The 18,522-nt window shown below is 46.3% G+C and carries 16 protein-coding genes; 7 read left to right on the forward strand and 9 right to left on the reverse strand.

Annotated elements, in window-relative coordinates:
* Positions 1-130: 130 nt before the first annotated feature.
* Positions 131-298 (reverse strand): hypothetical protein, encoded by a 168-nt coding sequence (locus tag MKY28_RS23845; protein ID WP_017691019.1) that lies wholly within the window; start codon positions 296-298, stop codon positions 131-133.
* Positions 299-603: 305 nt separating this feature from the next.
* On the opposite strand from MKY28_RS23845, the gene MKY28_RS23850 reads away from it, so the two are divergent.
* The 4 genes from MKY28_RS23850 (at position 604) to MKY28_RS23865 (ending at position 5,178) form a co-directional block, all read left to right on the forward strand.
* Entirely contained in the window at positions 604-1,434 is an 831-nt protein-coding gene (locus tag MKY28_RS23850) for a sensor histidine kinase (protein ID WP_340937211.1), read from the forward strand.
* Position 1,435: 1 nt separating this feature from the next.
* The gene (locus MKY28_RS23855) at positions 1,436-2,092 is read left to right on the forward strand and encodes a response regulator (RefSeq protein WP_036616682.1); all 657 of its coding nucleotides are present in this window, start codon (positions 1,436-1,438) and stop codon (positions 2,090-2,092) included.
* A 207-nt stretch (positions 2,093-2,299) separates the two neighbouring features.
* Positions 2,300-4,015 (forward strand): copper resistance CopC/CopD family protein, encoded by a 1,716-nt coding sequence (locus MKY28_RS23860; protein WP_340937212.1) that lies wholly within the window; start codon positions 2,300-2,302, stop codon positions 4,013-4,015.
* A gap of 386 nt (positions 4,016-4,401) precedes the next feature.
* Entirely contained in the window at positions 4,402-5,178 is a 777-nt protein-coding gene (locus MKY28_RS23865; RefSeq protein ID WP_340937213.1) for a YcnI family copper-binding membrane protein, read from the forward strand.
* Positions 5,179-5,405: 227 nt separating this feature from the next.
* Here MKY28_RS23865 and MKY28_RS23870 read toward each other — a convergent pair whose 3' ends face one another.
* The 8 genes from MKY28_RS23870 to MKY28_RS23905 all read right to left on the reverse strand — a co-directional run bounded on the left by MKY28_RS23870 (position 5,406) and on the right by MKY28_RS23905 (position 15,949).
* Complete coding sequence (locus MKY28_RS23870) at positions 5,406-5,678, reverse strand: hypothetical protein (RefSeq protein ID WP_017691024.1); 273 nt, start codon at positions 5,676-5,678, stop codon at positions 5,406-5,408.
* Positions 5,679-5,729: 51 nt separating this feature from the next.
* Complete coding sequence (locus MKY28_RS23875; protein WP_340937215.1) at positions 5,730-7,022, reverse strand: hypothetical protein; 1,293 nt, start codon at positions 7,020-7,022, stop codon at positions 5,730-5,732.
* Between the two features lie 31 nt (positions 7,023-7,053).
* Positions 7,054-7,335 (reverse strand): hypothetical protein, encoded by a 282-nt coding sequence (locus MKY28_RS23880; RefSeq protein WP_017691026.1) that lies wholly within the window; start codon positions 7,333-7,335, stop codon positions 7,054-7,056.
* 397 nt (positions 7,336-7,732) lie between these two features.
* Positions 7,733-9,949 (reverse strand): peptidase domain-containing ABC transporter, encoded by a 2,217-nt coding sequence (locus MKY28_RS23885; protein ID WP_051447441.1) that lies wholly within the window; start codon positions 9,947-9,949, stop codon positions 7,733-7,735.
* Positions 9,942-13,289, reverse strand: a complete 3,348-nt coding sequence (locus tag MKY28_RS23890; protein ID WP_340937216.1) for a type 2 lanthipeptide synthetase LanM family protein — start codon at positions 13,287-13,289, stop codon at positions 9,942-9,944. The genes MKY28_RS23885 and MKY28_RS23890 overlap by 8 nt, the downstream gene beginning before the upstream one ends.
* Before the next feature lie 104 nt (positions 13,290-13,393).
* On the reverse strand, positions 13,394-13,576 hold the full coding sequence (locus MKY28_RS23895; protein ID WP_074093209.1) for a type A2 lanthipeptide: 183 nt from the start codon (positions 13,574-13,576) through the stop codon (positions 13,394-13,396).
* Positions 13,577-13,853: 277 nt separating this feature from the next.
* Positions 13,854-15,236, reverse strand: a complete 1,383-nt coding sequence (locus tag MKY28_RS23900) for a sensor histidine kinase (RefSeq protein WP_340937217.1) — start codon at positions 15,234-15,236, stop codon at positions 13,854-13,856.
* A complete protein-coding gene (locus tag MKY28_RS23905; RefSeq protein ID WP_340937218.1) occupies positions 15,236-15,949 on the reverse strand; it encodes a response regulator transcription factor in 714 nt (237 codons plus the stop codon). Before MKY28_RS23905 ends, MKY28_RS23900 begins: the two co-directional genes overlap by 1 nt.
* Positions 15,950-16,102: 153 nt before the next feature.
* Between MKY28_RS23905 and MKY28_RS23910 the strand changes: the two genes are divergently transcribed.
* The 3 genes from MKY28_RS23910 to MKY28_RS23920 are packed head-to-tail and all read left to right on the forward strand — an operon-like array spanning position 16,103 to position 18,516.
* The gene (locus MKY28_RS23910; protein WP_370511453.1) at positions 16,103-17,023 is read left to right on the forward strand and encodes an ABC transporter ATP-binding protein; all 921 of its coding nucleotides are present in this window, start codon (positions 16,103-16,105) and stop codon (positions 17,021-17,023) included.
* A complete protein-coding gene (locus MKY28_RS23915; RefSeq protein WP_076319552.1) occupies positions 17,023-17,772 on the forward strand; it encodes an ABC transporter permease in 750 nt (249 codons plus the stop codon). The genes MKY28_RS23910 and MKY28_RS23915 overlap by 1 nt, the downstream gene beginning before the upstream one ends.
* A 12-nt stretch (positions 17,773-17,784) precedes the next feature.
* On the forward strand, positions 17,785-18,516 hold the full coding sequence (locus MKY28_RS23920; RefSeq protein WP_036616664.1) for an ABC transporter permease: 732 nt from the start codon (positions 17,785-17,787) through the stop codon (positions 18,514-18,516).
* Positions 18,517-18,522: the final 6 nt, after the last annotated feature.

Here is an 18,522-nt window from a genome sequence, read left to right on the forward strand (position 1 = left end):
AAACAGAACTTCTTCTATAAGCCCAGAAAAAGTAAAAGCGCTATCCCCGGTCTGATCGGAGATAGCGCCATTTTCATTTTCATGGAATGAATCGTACACCAGACAACTTCATTCTCGTGCAGATTCTACATTAAGATTTGGTATTCAGCTCATGTGAGGTCTGATGCAGCTCTTTAATCATCTGCTGCAAAAACATGTTGTCTTGGCGACTGATACCGTGCTGATTGTCTTGAACAAGCATCTGATGAATGTTCTTTTTGAGCAATTCACTGCGACGTTCCAATACTTCTTGACTCATGTTGTTGCGTCACTCCTTAACATGTTTTGTAATGAATTCACGTTCTATATTAAGTATAGAGGACCTTCTCCGATAGGGAAAACGGACTCAGCCTTCCTCAGCTGGACACACCAACCCTCACCTAGCGTGACAACATTTCACCCCTTGTCGTTCTTAGATATCCTTCTAAATACTCCCTGATCCTCCCCAGCTTTCTCCAAAGACACAGACTAGGGTCTTGGACAAGCTTGCGTTATAATAATCCCATCCCTGTATAAATAAAGTACCTAATTAAGCTAATCCTAGATCAAAGGAGTTCTGCATTCATGTCCTATAAACAAATTAAATGGATGATTCTGCTGATCCCTACATTCACGGTTGGCATCTGGGAATACATTCGCCATCAGTTTCTGATGCCGTACCTTTCGATGGATGCTGGAAACTGGTTAACCCCCGTCATCGTTTACCTCGTCAGCGTGACACTGCTCAGCCGATTGTTCCACATGCTCGAAGGTGCCAGGGCTGCTCTCGAGCAGGAACGTGCAGCAAAAGCAGCGCTGGAAGCTCGTGACCAATTGGCACGGGAACTTCACGACGGCATATCTCAGTCTCTTTTCCTGCTCTCCGTGAAGACCGATAAAGCAGGCCGTAGTCTAGCAGGGAGCGGACATGAGCATGAGATCCAGGAGATTCAAAAAACCGTGCATGAAGTCAATACATATGTAAGGCAAGCTATTGCCCAGTTGCGTTTTGTTCCTTCCTCTACGGTAACATCAGAAATTATTTCACTGCATGCGCAGGTCGAAGTGCTCGTCAAGGAAACGGTACCTGGTGCACAGATTCATTGGGAACTCAAGGGTGTAACGTTCTCTGCCAAGGAACAAGTAGAACTGCTCGCCTGTATCCGGGAGGGACTACTGAATGTACGCAAACATGCGCAGGCTACCCGCGTTCAGGTTCACGCGGAAGGTAACCCAATTGCCTGGTTCATTTATATTCAGGATAATGGGAATGGACTAAGTGGAGATCCTCTTCATCTGAAGGATCGGTACGGACTGCGAATTACGAAGGAGCGTGCTGCCGAGATGGGTTGGTCTTTCACCCTCGATTCAAGACCGGGGCATACACGAATGACGATAGGAAAGGAGCATGCTTAATATGGAACATGTACGTGTATTGGTTGTTGATGATCATGCGCATGCGCGTGAAGCGATCTGTAGCATTTTATCCGAGGACAGCCTGTTTGAAGTGATTGGTACAGCTTCGAATGGACAGGAAGCGCTGGAGCTCACCGGACAATGGATGCCCGACCTGATCCTGATGGACGTGCAGATGCCGGGCATGGATGGGCTGGAAGCCACCCGTCAGATCAAGCTGCGATTCCCTTATGTTATTGTTGTTATGGTCACGGTATCGGATGATGTGACGTTTCTGTTCGAAGCACTGAAACAAGGCGCTCAAGGCTATTTGCTCAAAAATCTAACGCCTTCCACCTGGCTTGAATACCTGCGCGCCATCGTCAGTGACGACGCACCGCTCAGTAAGGAACTGGCCTACCGGATTTTGCAGGAGTTCCCCGCACCACGCAGTGAAGATGTGCAAGATAACCCGCTAACGGCGCGGGAACTTGAGATTCTGCAATGGGTATCCGCGGGATACACCAATCGGGAGATTGCCGATCAACTCGGTATTTCAGACCAGACGGTGAAGAATCATCTCAAAAACATTTTGCAGAAGCTCCAGCTTGAAAACCGGGTACAACTCACCCGCTACGCACTAGAGAGCGGGCTTGCAGGACGTAAACTTCGCAAATAAACATTGTTAATTCGGAGTCAATGATGCTTCCGACATAGGTGAGAAATGACATAGCATTCATGCTTTTGTCACAATTATGTAGACCAAATCGTTTTTTTATAGCCCAATGTAGTCATACGCAGTCATTTTGGACAAAGTTATAATGGGATAGATTGTGTTTAAGGACCATGAATGACTACAAATCTATAACCTGAGGGTGATGATTTTTTGATTTTTACACGCTTTACCCTGAAATGGGGCAAACGGCACTGGGCATTGGTCACCTGTCTGTTGCTCGTATGTTGCCTTGTTATGCCCCAGTGGGCATCTGCCCATGCTTATATTGTTAAGGCTTCGCCAGGAGAAAATGAGATCCTCGTAGCCGCTCCGGAGCGGCTGACGCTGGAGTTCAACGAATCCTTGCAGACGGCCTTTTATGATATCAAAATTACCGGACCTGACGGCAATCAGGCAGACGATGGAAATATAAAGATCGATGTGGATCGCCCTCATATTCTGGAGACTGGCCTGCAGGCTGGACTCGGGAACGGGACTTATGCCGTTAACTGGAAAGCTGTATCTGCCGATGGACACCCGATTCAAGGGGCATATGTTTTCCATATCGGTGAACCATCCGGTTCTCCTGCCGGACTGAGTGATCTTACATCCGGTTCCGGTTCAACAGGCGGGCCGCTGAAATGGATCGTATCCCTGACAGACTGGATTCAGTATCTTGGATTGTCTGTCATTCTTGGGACACTTGCATTCTTGCTGCTGCGAATTGCACCGACATCCATGACAAGAGAACCTATGGACGTTCCGGGTAGCTACAGATTGTTATGGATCAGCTATGCTGCTGCTTCCTTTGCCGCTCTGGTCAGCCTGCCACTGAATACGTTATATGAATCTGGTGTGGCTCTTAACGAATTAAGCTGGGCACTGATTGGAAGTGCGCTCAAACTGACGTCTTTTGGCCAGATCTGGATGTTACAGATACTCATTGTAATGCTGCTGGCCGTCACGATTCTCTCCGGATATGATCGCGATCGATCCATCCGTGCTCGCATCTGGTCTTCTTACGGGTCACTCTTGCTCGTGCTTGGATGGCTGTTCACGCATGCCATGACGGGACATCCGGCTGCGGCGGATCAACGTGCTCTCGCGATTGCCATGGACTTCGTGCATCTGATCGGTGCCGCTTTCTGGATTGGCGCACTAACTGCCATGGCGATATGTTTGCCTCCACTGGCGGATAAGCTGCCATCGAAGGTGCGAGGAGAGGTCTACTGGGTTGCTATTCGCAGGTTTACCGCCTGGGGAATTGGCGCCGTAGCCGCTCTGGTTGCTACAGGGATATACAGCAGTCTGATTATTCTACCAGCACCTGTGCTGACTTCCTTGTTCACTACAGCTTATGGCCTTGTCCTGATCGGCAAGATCGCCCTGCTTATTGTGATGCTTGTCTTCGCGTGGCGTCATGCCAGATTGGCAAGAGCAGCAACGGGAAGCAGATTATCCGGCAGCCTGAAAGCGGAACTTGCCACCGGTGCTGTCATTCTCGCTCTTGCTGCCGTACTGACACACCTGTCTCCAGGACAACCCGCTGCGGTCGGACCGTATCAGGAGACAAAGACTACAGAAGACGGCTCGGCGATCACACTTCAGGTGAGTCCCAATATAACGGGAGAGAACCAATTCGAAGTTGATGTGAAACGGGCAGATGGAAGTATCGTTAACGATCTGGAACAGATCACACTGTCACTCACACATCTGGACATGGATATGGGGATCTATGAGATTACCATTCCGAAAAACGACACCGGTGTGTACAAGGCTGAAGATTACATCTCCATGCCTGGACGATGGAATATCAAGGTACATCTCCTGACCAAAACGTTGGATGCACTGGATGCCGAATTTGAGATCGACACCGCCAAGCCATAGTTACACAACGTTTATATTGAAAAGTGACCCAATCTAAAATTAGTGTTTCTACACACTGCAAATGTAGTGAAGGGAACGAAATTGATTCTGGAGAAGCGAAGCTAAAAGCTTTCTGATCTACACGAGAACGGAGAGGACAGAAATAGCCTGAAGAAGCGAAGCGTTCGCCTTTATCACCAGATTTTCCCCTTTGAGAAAAGGGAATCAAAAAAATCTGGGGATAACAGCGATCGGAAGGTTATTCTGTCATCGAAGTAGCAAGTGTAAGCTTTTAATCACTCGAAAGAACCAATCGTAACCGAAGCGGTGTCTTTGCAGAACGTAGACACTCATTTAAGAAAATGGGCCGCATCATATATGATAAGAACTGAGAGGGGTTATTTATTTTGAAGAAAACATCATGGATTTCCAAACTAACATCCACTATCGCAACAGGTACCGCAGCATTTATGTTATTCGCCGGATTCGCGAGCGCTCACGTTACCGTTAGCCCATCCGTTGCACAGACAAGTGCATGGCAGACGTACACGATTAAGATTCCATCCGAGAAAGAACTACCTACAACCAAAATCACCATGAAAGTTCCGGAAGGTGTTGCATTCAAGCAATATCAACCACTGGCAGGCTGGAAAATCACTACAGAGAAGAACGATTCCAATGAAGTAACATCGATTACGTGGGAAATTGACGGCGATAACGAGGGTATTATCGCAGGACAATTCCAGCAGTTCAACTTCGTTGCACAGAACCCTAAGGCGGAAGCTGAAGTAGCTTGGGATGCATTCCAATACTACAGTGATGGCAGCATCGTAGAATGGACAGGCCAACCAAGTGACGCCAACCCGCACAGTATCACAACGATTAGCGAAGATCCAGCTGCTGCTGGTAATGCTACGGCAGGTGGAGGTCATGCCAACGATGGACATGATAGCGCAGGTACAGAAGGCGCCACTGGAGATAATGCAGCTACCGACGATAGCAAAGCAAACGATGACACCACGCTGGGCGATGCACTCAATGACACCGTTACAGGTGAGCCAAACAACACGGATACAGACCCGGGTACCTTGAAGCTTCAACAAGCAACATTGATTGTATCCATTCTGGCCCTGATCTTGTCCTTCTTGGGGATTGCGTTGGCTACACGTCGCAAAAAACGTTAAGAACTAACTTACAGTTTTACGAAAACCTGAGAAAAATTCAGATAACAAAAAGCCTATGGCATACGGGTTCAAACCCGATATGCCGTAGGCTTTTTAGCTATCATCATTTTGATTGGCTACCCATGTTCTTTACAATCCGTGGTTAAGGCACTAATCATGCCGCTCCACGGTCACACTCTTATCCACGCTGATTACCATCCGCAATTTGGCATCAGCCTTACCACCCTTTAGCGTTCCTGATCCGTCTGGATCATGATCTCAATGTATTGCAGCAAGCTTTTCTTCTGCTGTTCAATGGATTGAATACGTCTGGACAGGCCCGCAAAAAACTCTTCAATCTGCTGTCTTGTATGATCTGCGGACTGGCCTTTCCAATCGTTCAGCCGACTGTATAGCGCCCGCGCTTCTTGCTCATCGGCTTGCAGACGGGCAAGCAGCTGTGTAAGTTCTTTTTCCGCAATTCGAAGATCATTTAATTCCACCAGCAATTGTCCACCCAATCGCCTTCCCCTCCCCCATGTACGTGATATCGACATCAACCAAACTGGTTCCTAATTAAAATGAACCGGACTCTCATCCGCCTGCCGGAAAGCATCCGCCTTCTCATCAATAAAGTTCAGGAACTGGCTAGTGTGTTTCATATGCCATGTGCCAAGCTCATGAATGGATGCGTCCAATTGGGTGACAATTGGCTCCAGTCTGCGACTGCGGCTCGTATGCAGATATTGGGCCATGCGGGTTCGCACCTGATTCAGCTCCGCATTGCACTGTTGTGCATTTTGCTTCCACCGTGAAGCAACACTTTTAAGTTCTTCCGGCGTTACCTGAATTAGTCCGGAAGCTCCCCCCACTGAGCCAACACCTGCAACCATCTTGCTAGTCTGCACACCAAAGCTACGCATAACATCCGCAAGCTCCGTCATGATATTGGAAGGTTCACGGGGAGTTTTATTGATTTTCTCACCAGTGGTAGGGTCGTATAGATCATTGGAAATATAACCATTCTCGAACTGATACTGCTTCAGGTCGTGGTATTCCTTCCCACCAAAGGTGTTACCCATCTTATCTCCCATGCTCATGTTGTCATTCATGTCCTTGTAATTAGAGTTGATGTAATACATGGAACCCACATGACGATCATAGCCACCAAAGAATCCACTGGCGACAAAGTCACCCGGGTGACCAAAGTTTACGATCTGATTATCGAATCCACCCTCTTCTGCCTTACGTTTCAGTGATGGAGTCAAGCTGGATATTACAGATGGCGCACTAAAGGTTACTGCCATCATTCCCGTATGCGCTGCTGCATACTGAGCATTTCCGCCGCCTAATGAATGCCCGGTCAGAGAGAAGTCCAAATTCTTGTATTTGTTCTGCATATCCTTCGCGTAGTCTTCTGCTTCGTACATTTGATTTGGAAAAGGATTCAGCTTTTTATCAATCTGTCTATCCAGCTCACCCACCGCATTATCCAAATGAGTCAGCCCGGTGACGTCTTTTACCTTTTGAATTCCACCTGATAACCAATCGGGTGTGAAATCGGTAGATTGTTCAATTTTTCTGCCCAGTTCGGGGATCGCAATCTGACCATCCGCCAGAAAATCAGGCCCTTTACGATCCCATCCGGCGCTTCCTTCTGTTCCTCGGTAAGAAATGACCGCCTGCCCCGTTTCCGGATTGTAAAAAGTCACTGCGTCAAACCCGGAATAACCGTTGCCATGCGTATCCTCAAGCACTTGCCAGCCGGGTAGATTCGCATATTCAGTACCTGCTTTGGCATTTTCATAAGCCAGTTCCGACATCAGACGGTATGTTTCATCATCAATTCTTGGTGTATCCCCCATGTTATGTTCACCTCCCAAAATTCAATACAATCTACTTGGCAAAAGGATCGTAGCCTTTCTCAATGATGGCTGCCTTGATGGCAGGACTCATTCCAAAATTTTTGATTTTTTTATCATTATAGTCATAGGAAATAGTGAACTCCTGATCCTCCTGCTCTACTACATGCCCTTCCATTGCAATCGAGTCCAGTGCCATTTCGGGTAGCAACTCCTTGCTTGTAATGACAACGTTCATCTCATACTTGTCTTTGAAATATTTGACCGCTTTTGCTTCTGCTTCTTGAAAAAGTGCCTGTTTCTCACTTTCTTTCATGTTCTGACAGCCTCCCAAAATAAAGATAGATAGCACAATTAGTAAGAATACACATACCTTTTTTTGTATTGGCCTCATACCAATCACCTTCTTCTTATGATTTCAATGTATATGTGCACCCAATGAATCAGGATCATTCACCCATGCCTTCTGCTTCTGTTAACTGAATCATAGTACAAAATCAACATGACCACATCGGCTGAGAGCATCGTTTTTATGTATCTTTCTTCCTAATATGATTCATACGCGTGTTCGCGTGTATATTACCCGATTTCCTGAATTTTGCATCAGTTTAGCTTCTCGGATTTTCCATATATAACAAAAAAGCATTCTCTTCAACACATATTGTGTAGAAAAGAAAGCCTTTTGTCTTCCGTCAACATCATCCTCACTAGCCTCATCCATACTGTCTGGCCCCGGTTTCATCCAGTTGTTCACACACGAGATCATTGTAGGATTTACACCGTCCAATCAATTCATCATGTGTTCCAGCATCCACGAGTACACCCTGATCCAGTACATATATGGTGTCCGCGCTTCGAATGGTACTGAGTCTGTGAGCAATGATAATCTGGGTGCATTTCAACATATTCAGATTATGGGCAATCGTCGCTTCTGTAACAGTATCCAAAGCACTAGTTGCCTCATCCAACAGAAGAACTTTGGGTCTGCTTACCAATGCTCGCGCGAGAGCGACACGTTGCTTCTGCCCTCCAGACAGATTCGAACCCGCTTCAGAGATCAGTGTGTTATACTTCATTGGCATCTTCTCAATATCGTCATGAATATCCGCCAGCTTCGCTGCGAACATTACATCCTCCAGCGTTGAACCCTCTGCATGTAGCCTGATGTTGTCATACACGGTGTTGTTAAACACAAAGTTATCCTGAAGCACGATACTGATCTGGCTGCGAATATCCTGCTGCTCCAGTTCTTCTACAACCACGCCGTCAAAATAGATATTACCCTGTGTGGGCGTATACAGCCCTACCAGCAATTTCGCCAAGGTACTCTTTCCTGAGCCTGATTTGCCAACCAGAGCGACCCTTTGCCCTGCTTTAATCGTAATATTAATATTTTTCAGCACATCTTCCCCGTAGTCGGTATACCTGAAACTGACCTGATCAATTGTAATATCCCCATTCAGCTTTACATCTCGGAGGGTCGGTGTTTTCTTCTTGAATTTATTACTTTCCTCGGCTTGAATGACATCATAGATTCGATCCAGTAGCGCATCCGCCATCACGAACTCGTTCAGCATCAAAGCAAGCGAGTTCAGCGGCCCCAGAAACAGCGCGGCCAGGGACTGGAATGAAACGAGCATACCAAGTGTCATATTCCCCTGCATAATCTGATATAGTCCCACCAGCAGAATGAGCATCGGAGTCATAAAACTCAGCGTATTCGTCACGGTATTTACTCTTGTCTGAAAAATAGCTTTTTCCTTGACCGTTGCGAGCTGACGCATGAATAGTGCTCTCCATTTTTCCCCGGTACGCTCTTCAATCCCAAGTGATTTGATGGTCGAGATGCCTTCCAACACTTCCGTCATGAATGATCCAGCCAAACTTTGGGCAACAATTTGGGTCTGTGTCAGTTTCTTAAATCTGCTACGTGTGTATACAAAAACAAGAATTTGAACCAGTCCAACACCAAGCAGTGTAAAAGCGATCAAACGGGACTGAATTACAATATACGTGAAGGTCACAACAATTAAAAATAGATTGATCAGCGTAGAGATCATCTTCTGGGACAAAATCTCTCGAATGGTCGTATTGCTATTAATCCGCAGCATCAAATCCCCGCGCGAACGAATTTCAAAATATTGATAAGGCAGTTTGAGCATATGAGAGACAAAGTTTGTCGTCAGTTGGGAATCCAACAATTCCTGAAGCCGTACGATGCACATATCCTTCATATAACTGAAACCGATCTGAAATAGGGTTAACAGCACAATGCTGGTGATCAGGACAGGAAATAACGAGTAGCCCTCACCGCTAGTGGCCGCATCAATCGAAACCTGCATCAAGAACGGAAAGGCCACCGAAACCAATTGCAGCCCCAGAGCAAGTAGAACGGTCCAACCAAAATATTTTTTGTTACTGCGAATCAAATCCTTGAAGTACGCCACTTTACTAATCTTTTTCTCGGACAAGGGTACAAAGCCCTCATCCGGATATACGAGCAAAAAAATACCTGAATATTTCTCCGCAAACTCCTGCGTACTGATAACCAGCCTTCCCAAAGCCGGATCAACAATAATGAAGTGCCCACTCGTCTTGATCCGCTCAAGCACGACAAAATGATTGTCCTCCCAGAAACAAATGACTGGCAGAAAATCATTGTTAAGTGATTCAACAGGCGCTTTTTTGGCTATCCCTTTCAAGTGATAGGTCTGAGCAACCTCTTTCATTTTGAGCATGGAGCTACCATCCCTGCCGTTTCCCAGCATTGCAAAACGTTCCCTCAGATCGGTGAAATCAGCTTCATAGCCATGATATGCGAGTAACATGTGCAAGCAACTGGGACCACAATCATATTGATTCATTTGCAGTTTGACAGGGATTTTGCGTTGTCTCTTCCGGCGCAGACGGAATACAGGCCGTTCAGGCATGATGCTGCCCCATATGGGATGACTGCTCCATAGTAGTCATCTGCTGCTGAGCGGACGCCGTTTCCATAGCGTATGTCTGAGCCATATCCCTTATCCCCTTGCCCTTTGGTCCTTCCATCATCAGTACTGAAGGCAGGTCACGATTGTACAGTCGGAGCAATTGATATCCAATTCCGGCAAGCCCTAGCATCAGTCCTGGGATTTGCTGACGACCCGGAATGCCGCATCTCCAATGATGGTTATCACGTCTCACCTGTGTCACAATGTAATTTGCCATCTGAACCGAGAACTCCCTCAACTCTTCATCCTGCAAGTAATCGGCTGCGAGAAGGAACAGCTCCAGATTGCCCATATCCCCATGGCAGAGCGAATAGCTAACTTCTGTAAACCCTTCTTCCATCGTCTTGGCTAACGCCCTGCGGATATCTGTCTCTATCGTATCCATAGCTCCCAATGACCTCAATTGCTGCGCTATCCCTACGCGGGCGATCCCTAGACCGGGTGCGCCATTACACCAGTACATAACATAGTGTTCTTCCGGCATGTTGCCATCGGTGAACCGCAGATCTTTCCAATTGTTTACTTCAGGGCTGTAGAGGGCTTCCTCATACTTCAGTCCTTCCATACAAGTTTCAAGATAGGCTTTGTTGCCTGTAGCACTGTATAGACGAGCCAGACTCAGACAGATACCTGAGTTGCCATGTGCAATACCGCTAAGTGGCGTTTTATTGATCGCTGACGTCACCCAAGCCATACCTTGATCCATCGGCTGGGCAAGATCCAGCAATCGGTCTGCGCATCGCACAGCCACATCCAGGGCTTTTTGCGATTTGAAGCTCGTATACATGTCCACACATGCCATCAATGTGCCCGCACAACCTGAGATCACATCCAATTGCTGATCACTATCAATCATATCGTCCAAGATATCGAGTAATTCCAGCGTATCCGGGTTGATCCCCGGCTCGGAACATACGTTAGCTTTATGCACCAGCAGATAGAGAAGCGACCCGTAGCCAGTGAACAATGAGATGTTTTTGTCGATGTTTTTGCGAATCATTTCCCAGGCAGTCTGAATGCACAGATTAACCATCTGCATATATTTGTGGTCACCTGTCTCCTGACTCAGATACAGATAGAAATAGGCAATACCGGTTACCCCGTTATATAACCCCAACTCGGAAGATTTGTAGATCAGCTTCTCGTCTGCATCCATACCCATACTGATCCATGACACCGAAAGACCTTCATCTCCCATAATAGCAATATCTTTTATGTACTCCCCAATCCTCACGGCTTCTTGCAAATATTCTTCTTTGGTCATGTGTATTTGATGTTCATTCAATATTTCCGGTCGGACGCTTTCCGTTCTTTTCTCCATGGCGAATGAGCGTTCCAGGACATATTTAGTCTGAATTGTACGCTCGGTAAACTCCCATTGCATATCCATGTCTTTGGGATTCATCGCCCGCACTTTATCCGCGGTCTGCGTTAAAATATCGGAGGAAAACACGCCGTCAATCGCTTGGTTGTCGTAGTGGTGGAACAACATTTGCTCACCGATAAACGTCTGGAACATGGGTACATCGCCGTGCAATAGATCATGGCACTCATATCTCACCAGTTTTTCACGATCACGATCCTGCCGCACAATCATCCACATCATGTCGAACAACAGATTCTTATCCAACCCGTCTCTGAGATATTTCGGATGGGAACTGGCTTCAATCAGCGTAAAATACGTAACGGTCGGACGAACAATGGTACGTACAGCACAACCATGGAAGTCATTGCGGACTGTTGAGATAAATGACTCCTTTTGCTCCATAATAGCACTGTATATGCGATAGAAACCCTCCTTCAAACTTTGGATATATCGCTCAGGTTTAATGGGTGTATGTTCATATGAAGGCAAATGACTAAATCGACTCACACTCACCTTGCTTCGTTGGATTCTCATGGTATCGGTGTTTTTATCATGAATCTCATACGTATTGAGTACCTGATTAACATCCCCTGCAAGTCCGCTCAGATCACTGTGATACAAAGCGTTGGAATCCAACGTTGGTAACATGCTCGTTTTTAACACGGAATCATTCAATATCGAAAGGGTCTTCTCCAGCGCTGTATAGTGTGCCTTCTCCTCCTCATATTTGAAAGGTTGATTATGCAACAGTGATTCCAGATCGACGAAGAAGGGATGCTCGCCCTGAGCAACAATGTTCTCCATATGCATGTCTGTTGCATTAACGGCATACAAAATAGCGAGATACTGCCCCTGCCGTTCAAAAAAGCGTTCCGCTCCCTCCAGACTGGTGACTTCCTCATAGGGAATGAATTGCTGCCAGCCATATTCGGTGCGATCCAGCGATTTGGCAATACGGAAGGGTAATCCTATTCGCTGATCGTTAAACCATTGCAACAGACTGGCAAAAGCGGTGTCGATGGCCATGTTCCTAGGTTTGTACATGACATTGACCCCTTCGGCAAATGCCAACCGCAATACACTAGCTCCACCGTTATGGGAATCCCCGAGAAATACGATATCCTCCAGCTTATCCAGCTTGAAATCAAAAAAAGATTCCAGTTCACGACGATCTCTTGTCAGCCGCTCCAGAACACGCATCATATTCAGACTGATCCGAAGAGTGTGCTCGACAAGTCCTCGTGCAAGAACAGGATATTCCAGTAGTAAGGAGATAATCTGATCTCTGGACTGCATGTTCTGGTTCACAAAGTGCAGATACCGCTGCCGGGAATCCTCACCTCTCAATTCATCTTGCAATCTCGCTTTATTTAATTCATAGATTAGTGTCTTGGCAGACATGTGGAACACTTTATCCGAGACGGTCTTCAGAACAAGGCCAGTAACACGTCGTTTGTCCAGCCATTCATATCCATCATTCAAGCCGTCCGTCATGATCTGAATGGATCGTTGCAGGAAGGGTCTAGAAAACTCAAAGAACGGGATTTCTTCCGTATTCCCCTCAATAAAATATTCGATCTCCAAATGCTCATTCTCCAAAAATGTGCTGCAGAGTTCCTGATGCCAAGGCATCTGCACAAAGTCGTACATGAAGCCTGTATCGTTAAACATAGCCTGCACCGTCTCCATATTCATGGATTCAGCCCGGAAGCGATTGGACAATAGCTCCTGGTCTTGAAAAAACTTTTCAAGCCATTTCTGCATTCTTCCTGAATCCGTTTGCTCTACAGGCATGTCCACATTCGGAACGTCGGGAACTTGTGCAGTATATCGCTGCACAAACTGTTTGTATTTCTCTGTTAAGTAGAGTGCATCACTCCAGCGGGAGTCATGTAATCGCTCCTGTATGCTCATCATTTCATTCCCCTTCTATTGGATGGTTTGGTGTCCAAAATCTCACATAAAAAAATCAAGCACATAACTGAAATCAGCTATGTGCTTGAAGATGAGAGTAAAATTTAACAACAAGTAAGCCAGGAAGAAGGTGAAACCGAATTATAATGACATTCATGACTTACCGTACAAAATACACCGCCACTAGCTTGAGCATCAATTACAGATACAGCCCCTGTAATGACCATAAGCTCGTCATCACTGATGTCCTCGATTGCTCGCAATGCTTCGAGATTGAATTGTTTCATTGAAAAAACCTCCATTCGAATTTTTTTATATGTATAGCTTATAAAAAGCTAAACACCAATGTTGAACTCAACTGCAGGATATTGTAAAATATTTAAATTATGTAATTATTTTCTATATATTCATTCTAGCATAATTTGCTAGTTTTTGTAAATCCATTTTCGGGATTTTACCACCATTTTACAAAATAAATCGCATTTACTAGAATCACAACAAAATTGTGTTATTTCGTTGTTAAATGCACAAATTTTTAAACACCTGTCCAAGACAGGTGTTTTTCTAAGTAGCAGGCAACTGCAAAGCAGCTCTAAGCCCTTCCCCGCTATCACTCTCAAGAATAAGCTTTCCCCGATGAGCCTGCGCAATCCTTGATACCATTGGAAGCCCCAAGCCATGTCCCTGACGGGAAGGCCGTACGCGCCCTGCCGCATAGGGGAGAACCACCACATCGTCCAGATACTCTTTTGGAATTCCTTTTCCATCATCTGACACCACAAATTCACAACATACATCCTCAGCTGCACGCATCGTTTCCAGCACAATTGCACACCCCTCCGGGTTATGCGTGATACTATTTTGTAACAAATTCGTTACTGCACGATACAATAATCGTTCATCCCCCATAACATGAAGACTCTCGTCCTGAACATGAAGCGAGATTGGATAACGCTCATCCAGTCCATTATTCAAAAAATCCGACACAGCCTGCCTTGCTAGTACTGAGAGTCGAATCGACTTCAACTGTAGAGGCTGCATCTCATACTCCAGCATGGATACCAGGTTTAGATCACTGACCAGTGACCGCAGGCGTTCACCCTGGCGACGAATAATGGATGCCTGCTGTTTGTGCTCGGCTGACAAATCCGATTGCTCCTCCAACTCACTCGCGTAACCCAGAATCATGGACAAGGGTGTCCGTATATCATGAGAAATGCCTGCGATCCAGTTGGATCGAGCTTCATCTCTCGCTTTTAGAGCATCATCCTTGTCCTGAAGCATACGGGATGTTGAATTGATGCTTTGAGACAGATCATTAAATATACCTTTGGTTTCGACGTGAACAGGCTCTTCCTTTGCCAATGCATGAATGCCATGGATTAACGGTCGAATACTACGGATCACCCGCGCTCCAATGAGTATGGATACTAGTAGAGCAAGAGCCACATTACACACCAACAATAGTATGATCCGAATAGGCAATGACTTGAGCCACTCTGCCAGAAAGTCGAACTGGTATTTTCCGTACGTATTCTTAGGGTAGCCTACGACCAATAATCCATCTTCACGTTCCCATACGTACACCGGGTATTCCTTAAGATAGTATCGCGCGAACTTCGCAACATCCGTCACATTATAAGAGCGCGGGATTTCAGCCGGAAGCCGTTCGCTCCACTGTACCTTGCCCTGGGGATCGAGCAGCATTGCCCAAGCCTGATATGTATCCAGCAGTTGTATTCCATCGCTGTTTAGCGCATAGTCCCCCTGCTCGCCCTTACTCAGGCCACTGGCCATCTGTTTCACAACCGCACCGGGGGAAGGACCCTCATGAATTTCCTTAAAGATCAGCGAACCTAGCAGAATTAGATTGAACAATAACAGCACCACAGATACCAGAATGGTAGATCCTACAAACTTTCTTAGAATTCGAACAACGCCATCCATCACCTAGACTCCTGAGCCATCAGTTTGTAACCAAGTCCCCGAACGGTTAGCAAAAATACCGGTTTGGATGGGTCTTCCTCAATCTTCTCCCGGATTCGCCGAACATGCACCATCAGGGTATTCTCATACCCATAACTCTCGTCTCCCCAGACGGCTTGACACAGGGCATCACTGGTTACAATTCGGCCCTGATTCTCATACAACTTGATCAGTATGGCATGCTCCTTAGCTGTCAATGGAAGCTCCCTGTCTGTCCTCTGTACAACAGCGCTCTCCAGATCAATGGTTTGTCCACCCAAACGAAATACAGGCAATCTCTCCACTGTGTTGGAAGCATATACCCGCTTCAGAATAGCCATAAGCCGGAGAATCAACTCTCTTGGGAGAAAGGGCTTGACCATATAATCATCTGCTCCAAGCCCCAGACCGAGCAGTCGATCCTCATCTTCACCACGTGCAGACAGGAACAGAACAGGCATGTCCGAGAATGACCGGATCGAAGAGAGCAGAGAGAACCCATCTCCATCCGGAAGCATCACATCCAGAATAGCTGCATCCGGCTTTTCAAGTCTGCATACCGCCAAAGCATTCACGAAGTTACCAGCCGTATAGATCCGGAAAAAACCTTCTTTCCGTAAAAAACGTTCAATCATTTCCCTTATTTCGGGCTCATCATCTACGATCAATATTTTCTTATTCTTCAATAATTCCATTGATATCACCCTTTTTATTATACATCATAAAGGCATTAATCCTATATTTTCCATTTCCATTTAAGGTAATTGTAAGGTTATCTTCAGCTACGAGCAAGAAGCCTGATCTATATTTAGAGCAACAGAGACATTAGTGAAATGGAGTTGAGATCAATGATAAACAGTTCCCCCATCGTGGAAACGCATAACCTGTCCAAATCTTATGGCGGTACTAACCGCGTACATCAGGTCAATCTGGCAGTTGAGACGGGACAGATTTTTGGCTTCCTGGGTCCTAACGGAGCAGGCAAAACAACCACATTAAAAATGCTGTTGGGTTTGATCAAACCTACCGAAGGCACTGTAAAGGTGTTTGGCAAAGATCTGAATAAACATCGCCCTTCCATTCTGAATCAGACAGGTTCACTGATCGAATCTCCATCTTATTACGGCCACTTGACTGGACTTGAGAATATGAAAGTCATGCAGCGACTACGGAACGTACCGAATAAAAATATTGATGAAGCTCTCAAAATTGTTCGACTTGAAAATCAAAAACATAAACAGGCCGATCAGTATTCGCTGGGGATGAAGCAAAGACTCGGTATTGCCATGGCCCTGCTTGCCTTTCCAAGCCTGCTTATTCTGGATGAACCTACGAACGGACTTGATCCGTCCGGGATAGGTGAGATCAGGGAATTGATCAAGTCCCTTCCAGGTCAATACGGCATAACAGTCCTGCTATCCAGCCACCTGTTATCAGAGATCGAACAGATTGCTACCTCAGTCGGCATTATCAGTGATGGCAAACTTCTGTTTCAGGGAAGCATGCAGAGTCTTCAGGCCAATAACAAGGCTACCATACGTTTTCAGACGACGGATACGGCAAGGGCGGAAAAAATCCTTTTGACTCAAGGCTACATGCCTACAGTCCAGGGCAAACAACTGGTGTTCGACTACCTTCGTGACGAAGAAGTCTCGCAGATGAATAAAGTGCTGGTACAACACGATATTCCTGTGATTCGTATCGAGGAATACAAGAAAAGTCTGGAAGGTATATTCCTGGATCTGACCGGAAAGGAGCGGAGCCTGTAATGAAAGCTCTATCCTTAGAGTATTTTAAAATCCGCCGCAAAAAGATCTGGGTCATGCTATCTCTTTTTCTGGCCGCTGAGATGCTCTGGGCCTCCATGTCCATGAGTATCTCCATCTCCCGAAGTGCAGCCAATGCGAGCTGGGAAGCCTTGATCTTCAGCATCGCTTCCATGAACGGTCTGTTTCTGCCCATTATATCGGCTATCGTTGTATCCCGCATCTGTGATATGGAGCATAAGGGGAACACCTGGAAGATGCTAATGACGACCAACACTGGACGTAATCATGTCTACACAGCCAAATACATATGTGCGAACAGCCTGATCCTTTATGGTATCCTTGCGCAAGCTGTGTTCATTGTCGGTTTCGGTTTATCCAAAAATATTTCCGGTCCGCTGCCACTTTCCCTGCTTGTGCAGTTCGCTATAGGCACAATGCTAACTACACTCGCCATCACCGCTCTTCAGCAATGGTTGTCTCTTACAGTACGCAATCAGGCTTTTGCGTTATGTCTGGGTATGCTGGGCGGATTCATCGGAACAACATCGGGGTTGTTTCCAGCAGGTGTACGTCACCTTTTCATCTGGTCTTACTACATGGATCTGAATCCAGTCACTTATATTTACAGCGCATCTTCGGGTACCTATGTATCGGGTATGCTGCCTGTCGGTCTTTTCTTAGCCGCCTTGTTGATGGCTGCCATCTTCTATTTTGCAGGGAATATTCATGCTTCAAGACAAGAGATTTGAGGAGGGGAACACATGCTGAGGAGCATTTCCGCAGAATGGCTTAAACTTCGGCATTCCCGGATCAGCCTGGTACTGGCCATTCTGCCTATTATCAGTCTGCTTATCGGATGCTTTAACTTTTATTTCAATCAAGCGGCTTTACAAAACGGGTGGTACAGCCTGTGGACACAGGTCAGTTTGTTTTACGGAGAATTCTTCCTGCCCATCCTGATCGCTATCTGTTGTGCCTTTGTATGCCGCCTGGAACACAGCAATCGCAACTGGAATATGATTCTGGCTTCTCCAGTGTCAGTCACCAGCCTATTTGTTGCCAAGTTGGTCATTGTTGGCATATTGATCTTCTCGGCTCAAGCCTTCTTCATGCTCATGTACTGGGCAGCAGGCAAACTGTTCGTCATTCCGGGTCCGTTCCCGATGGAGACCGTCGTATGGAGCCTGCGAGGATGGTTTGCCGCTATCTCTATTGCTGCACTGCAACTAGGGTTGTCGATCCGGATAAGAAGCTTTGCGACGCCAATTGGCATCAGCCTTTGTGCAGTCTTTCTGGGACTAGGCATGTATGTGCTGAAAATCGGCATGTTATTCCCCTACTCCTTGTTAACTATAGGCATGGGCGTTCTGAGTCAAAAGGGACTGACATCCTCGGAGAATATCGTCTTTCTTTTCATGAACAGTCTCTTTATCCTTCTGTTTGCTACCTGGTCGATCCGCCGCCTGAAATATAAAGACATCGCATCGTCCTAAATTTAC

Origin of the sequence: Paenibacillus sp. FSL R5-0473 (genome assembly GCF_038004565.1) — a bacterium.
GTDB classification, from domain to species: Bacteria; Bacillota; Bacilli; order Paenibacillales; family Paenibacillaceae; genus Paenibacillus; species Paenibacillus amylolyticus.

Bases quoted from the DNA above. Each gene is read 5' to 3' on its own strand.
- MKY28_RS23880 (WP_017691026.1), bottom strand. From the start codon at position 7,335: ATGAAAGAAAGTGAGAAACAGGCACTTTTTCAAGAAGCAGAAGCAAAA.
- MKY28_RS23900 (WP_340937217.1), bottom strand. From the start codon at position 15,236: ATGGATGGCGTTGTTCGAATTCTAAGAAAGTTTGTAGGATCTACCATT.
- MKY28_RS23845 (WP_017691019.1), bottom strand. From the start codon at position 298: ATGAGTCAAGAAGTATTGGAACGTCGCAGTGAATTGCTCAAAAAGAAC.
- MKY28_RS23855 (WP_036616682.1), top strand. From the start codon at position 1,436: ATGGAACATGTACGTGTATTGGTTGTTGATGATCATGCGCATGCGCGT.
- MKY28_RS23890 (WP_340937216.1), bottom strand. From the start codon at position 13,289: ATGAGCATACAGGAGCGATTACATGACTCCCGCTGGAGTGATGCACTC.
- MKY28_RS23905 (WP_340937218.1), bottom strand. From the start codon at position 15,949: ATGGAATTATTGAAGAATAAGAAAATATTGATCGTAGATGATGAGCCC.
- MKY28_RS23885 (WP_051447441.1), bottom strand. From the start codon at position 9,949: ATGCCTGAACGGCCTGTATTCCGTCTGCGCCGGAAGAGACAACGCAAA.
- MKY28_RS23920 (WP_036616664.1), top strand. From the start codon at position 17,785: ATGCTGAGGAGCATTTCCGCAGAATGGCTTAAACTTCGGCATTCCCGG.
- MKY28_RS23895 (WP_074093209.1), bottom strand. From the start codon at position 13,576: ATGAAACAATTCAATCTCGAAGCATTGCGAGCAATCGAGGACATCAGT.
- MKY28_RS23850 (WP_340937211.1), top strand. From the start codon at position 604: ATGTCCTATAAACAAATTAAATGGATGATTCTGCTGATCCCTACATTC.
- MKY28_RS23915 (WP_076319552.1), top strand. From the start codon at position 17,023: ATGAAAGCTCTATCCTTAGAGTATTTTAAAATCCGCCGCAAAAAGATC.
- MKY28_RS23910 (WP_370511453.1), top strand. From the start codon at position 16,103: ATGATAAACAGTTCCCCCATCGTGGAAACGCATAACCTGTCCAAATCT.
- MKY28_RS23875 (WP_340937215.1), bottom strand. From the start codon at position 7,022: ATGGGGGATACACCAAGAATTGATGATGAAACATACCGTCTGATGTCG.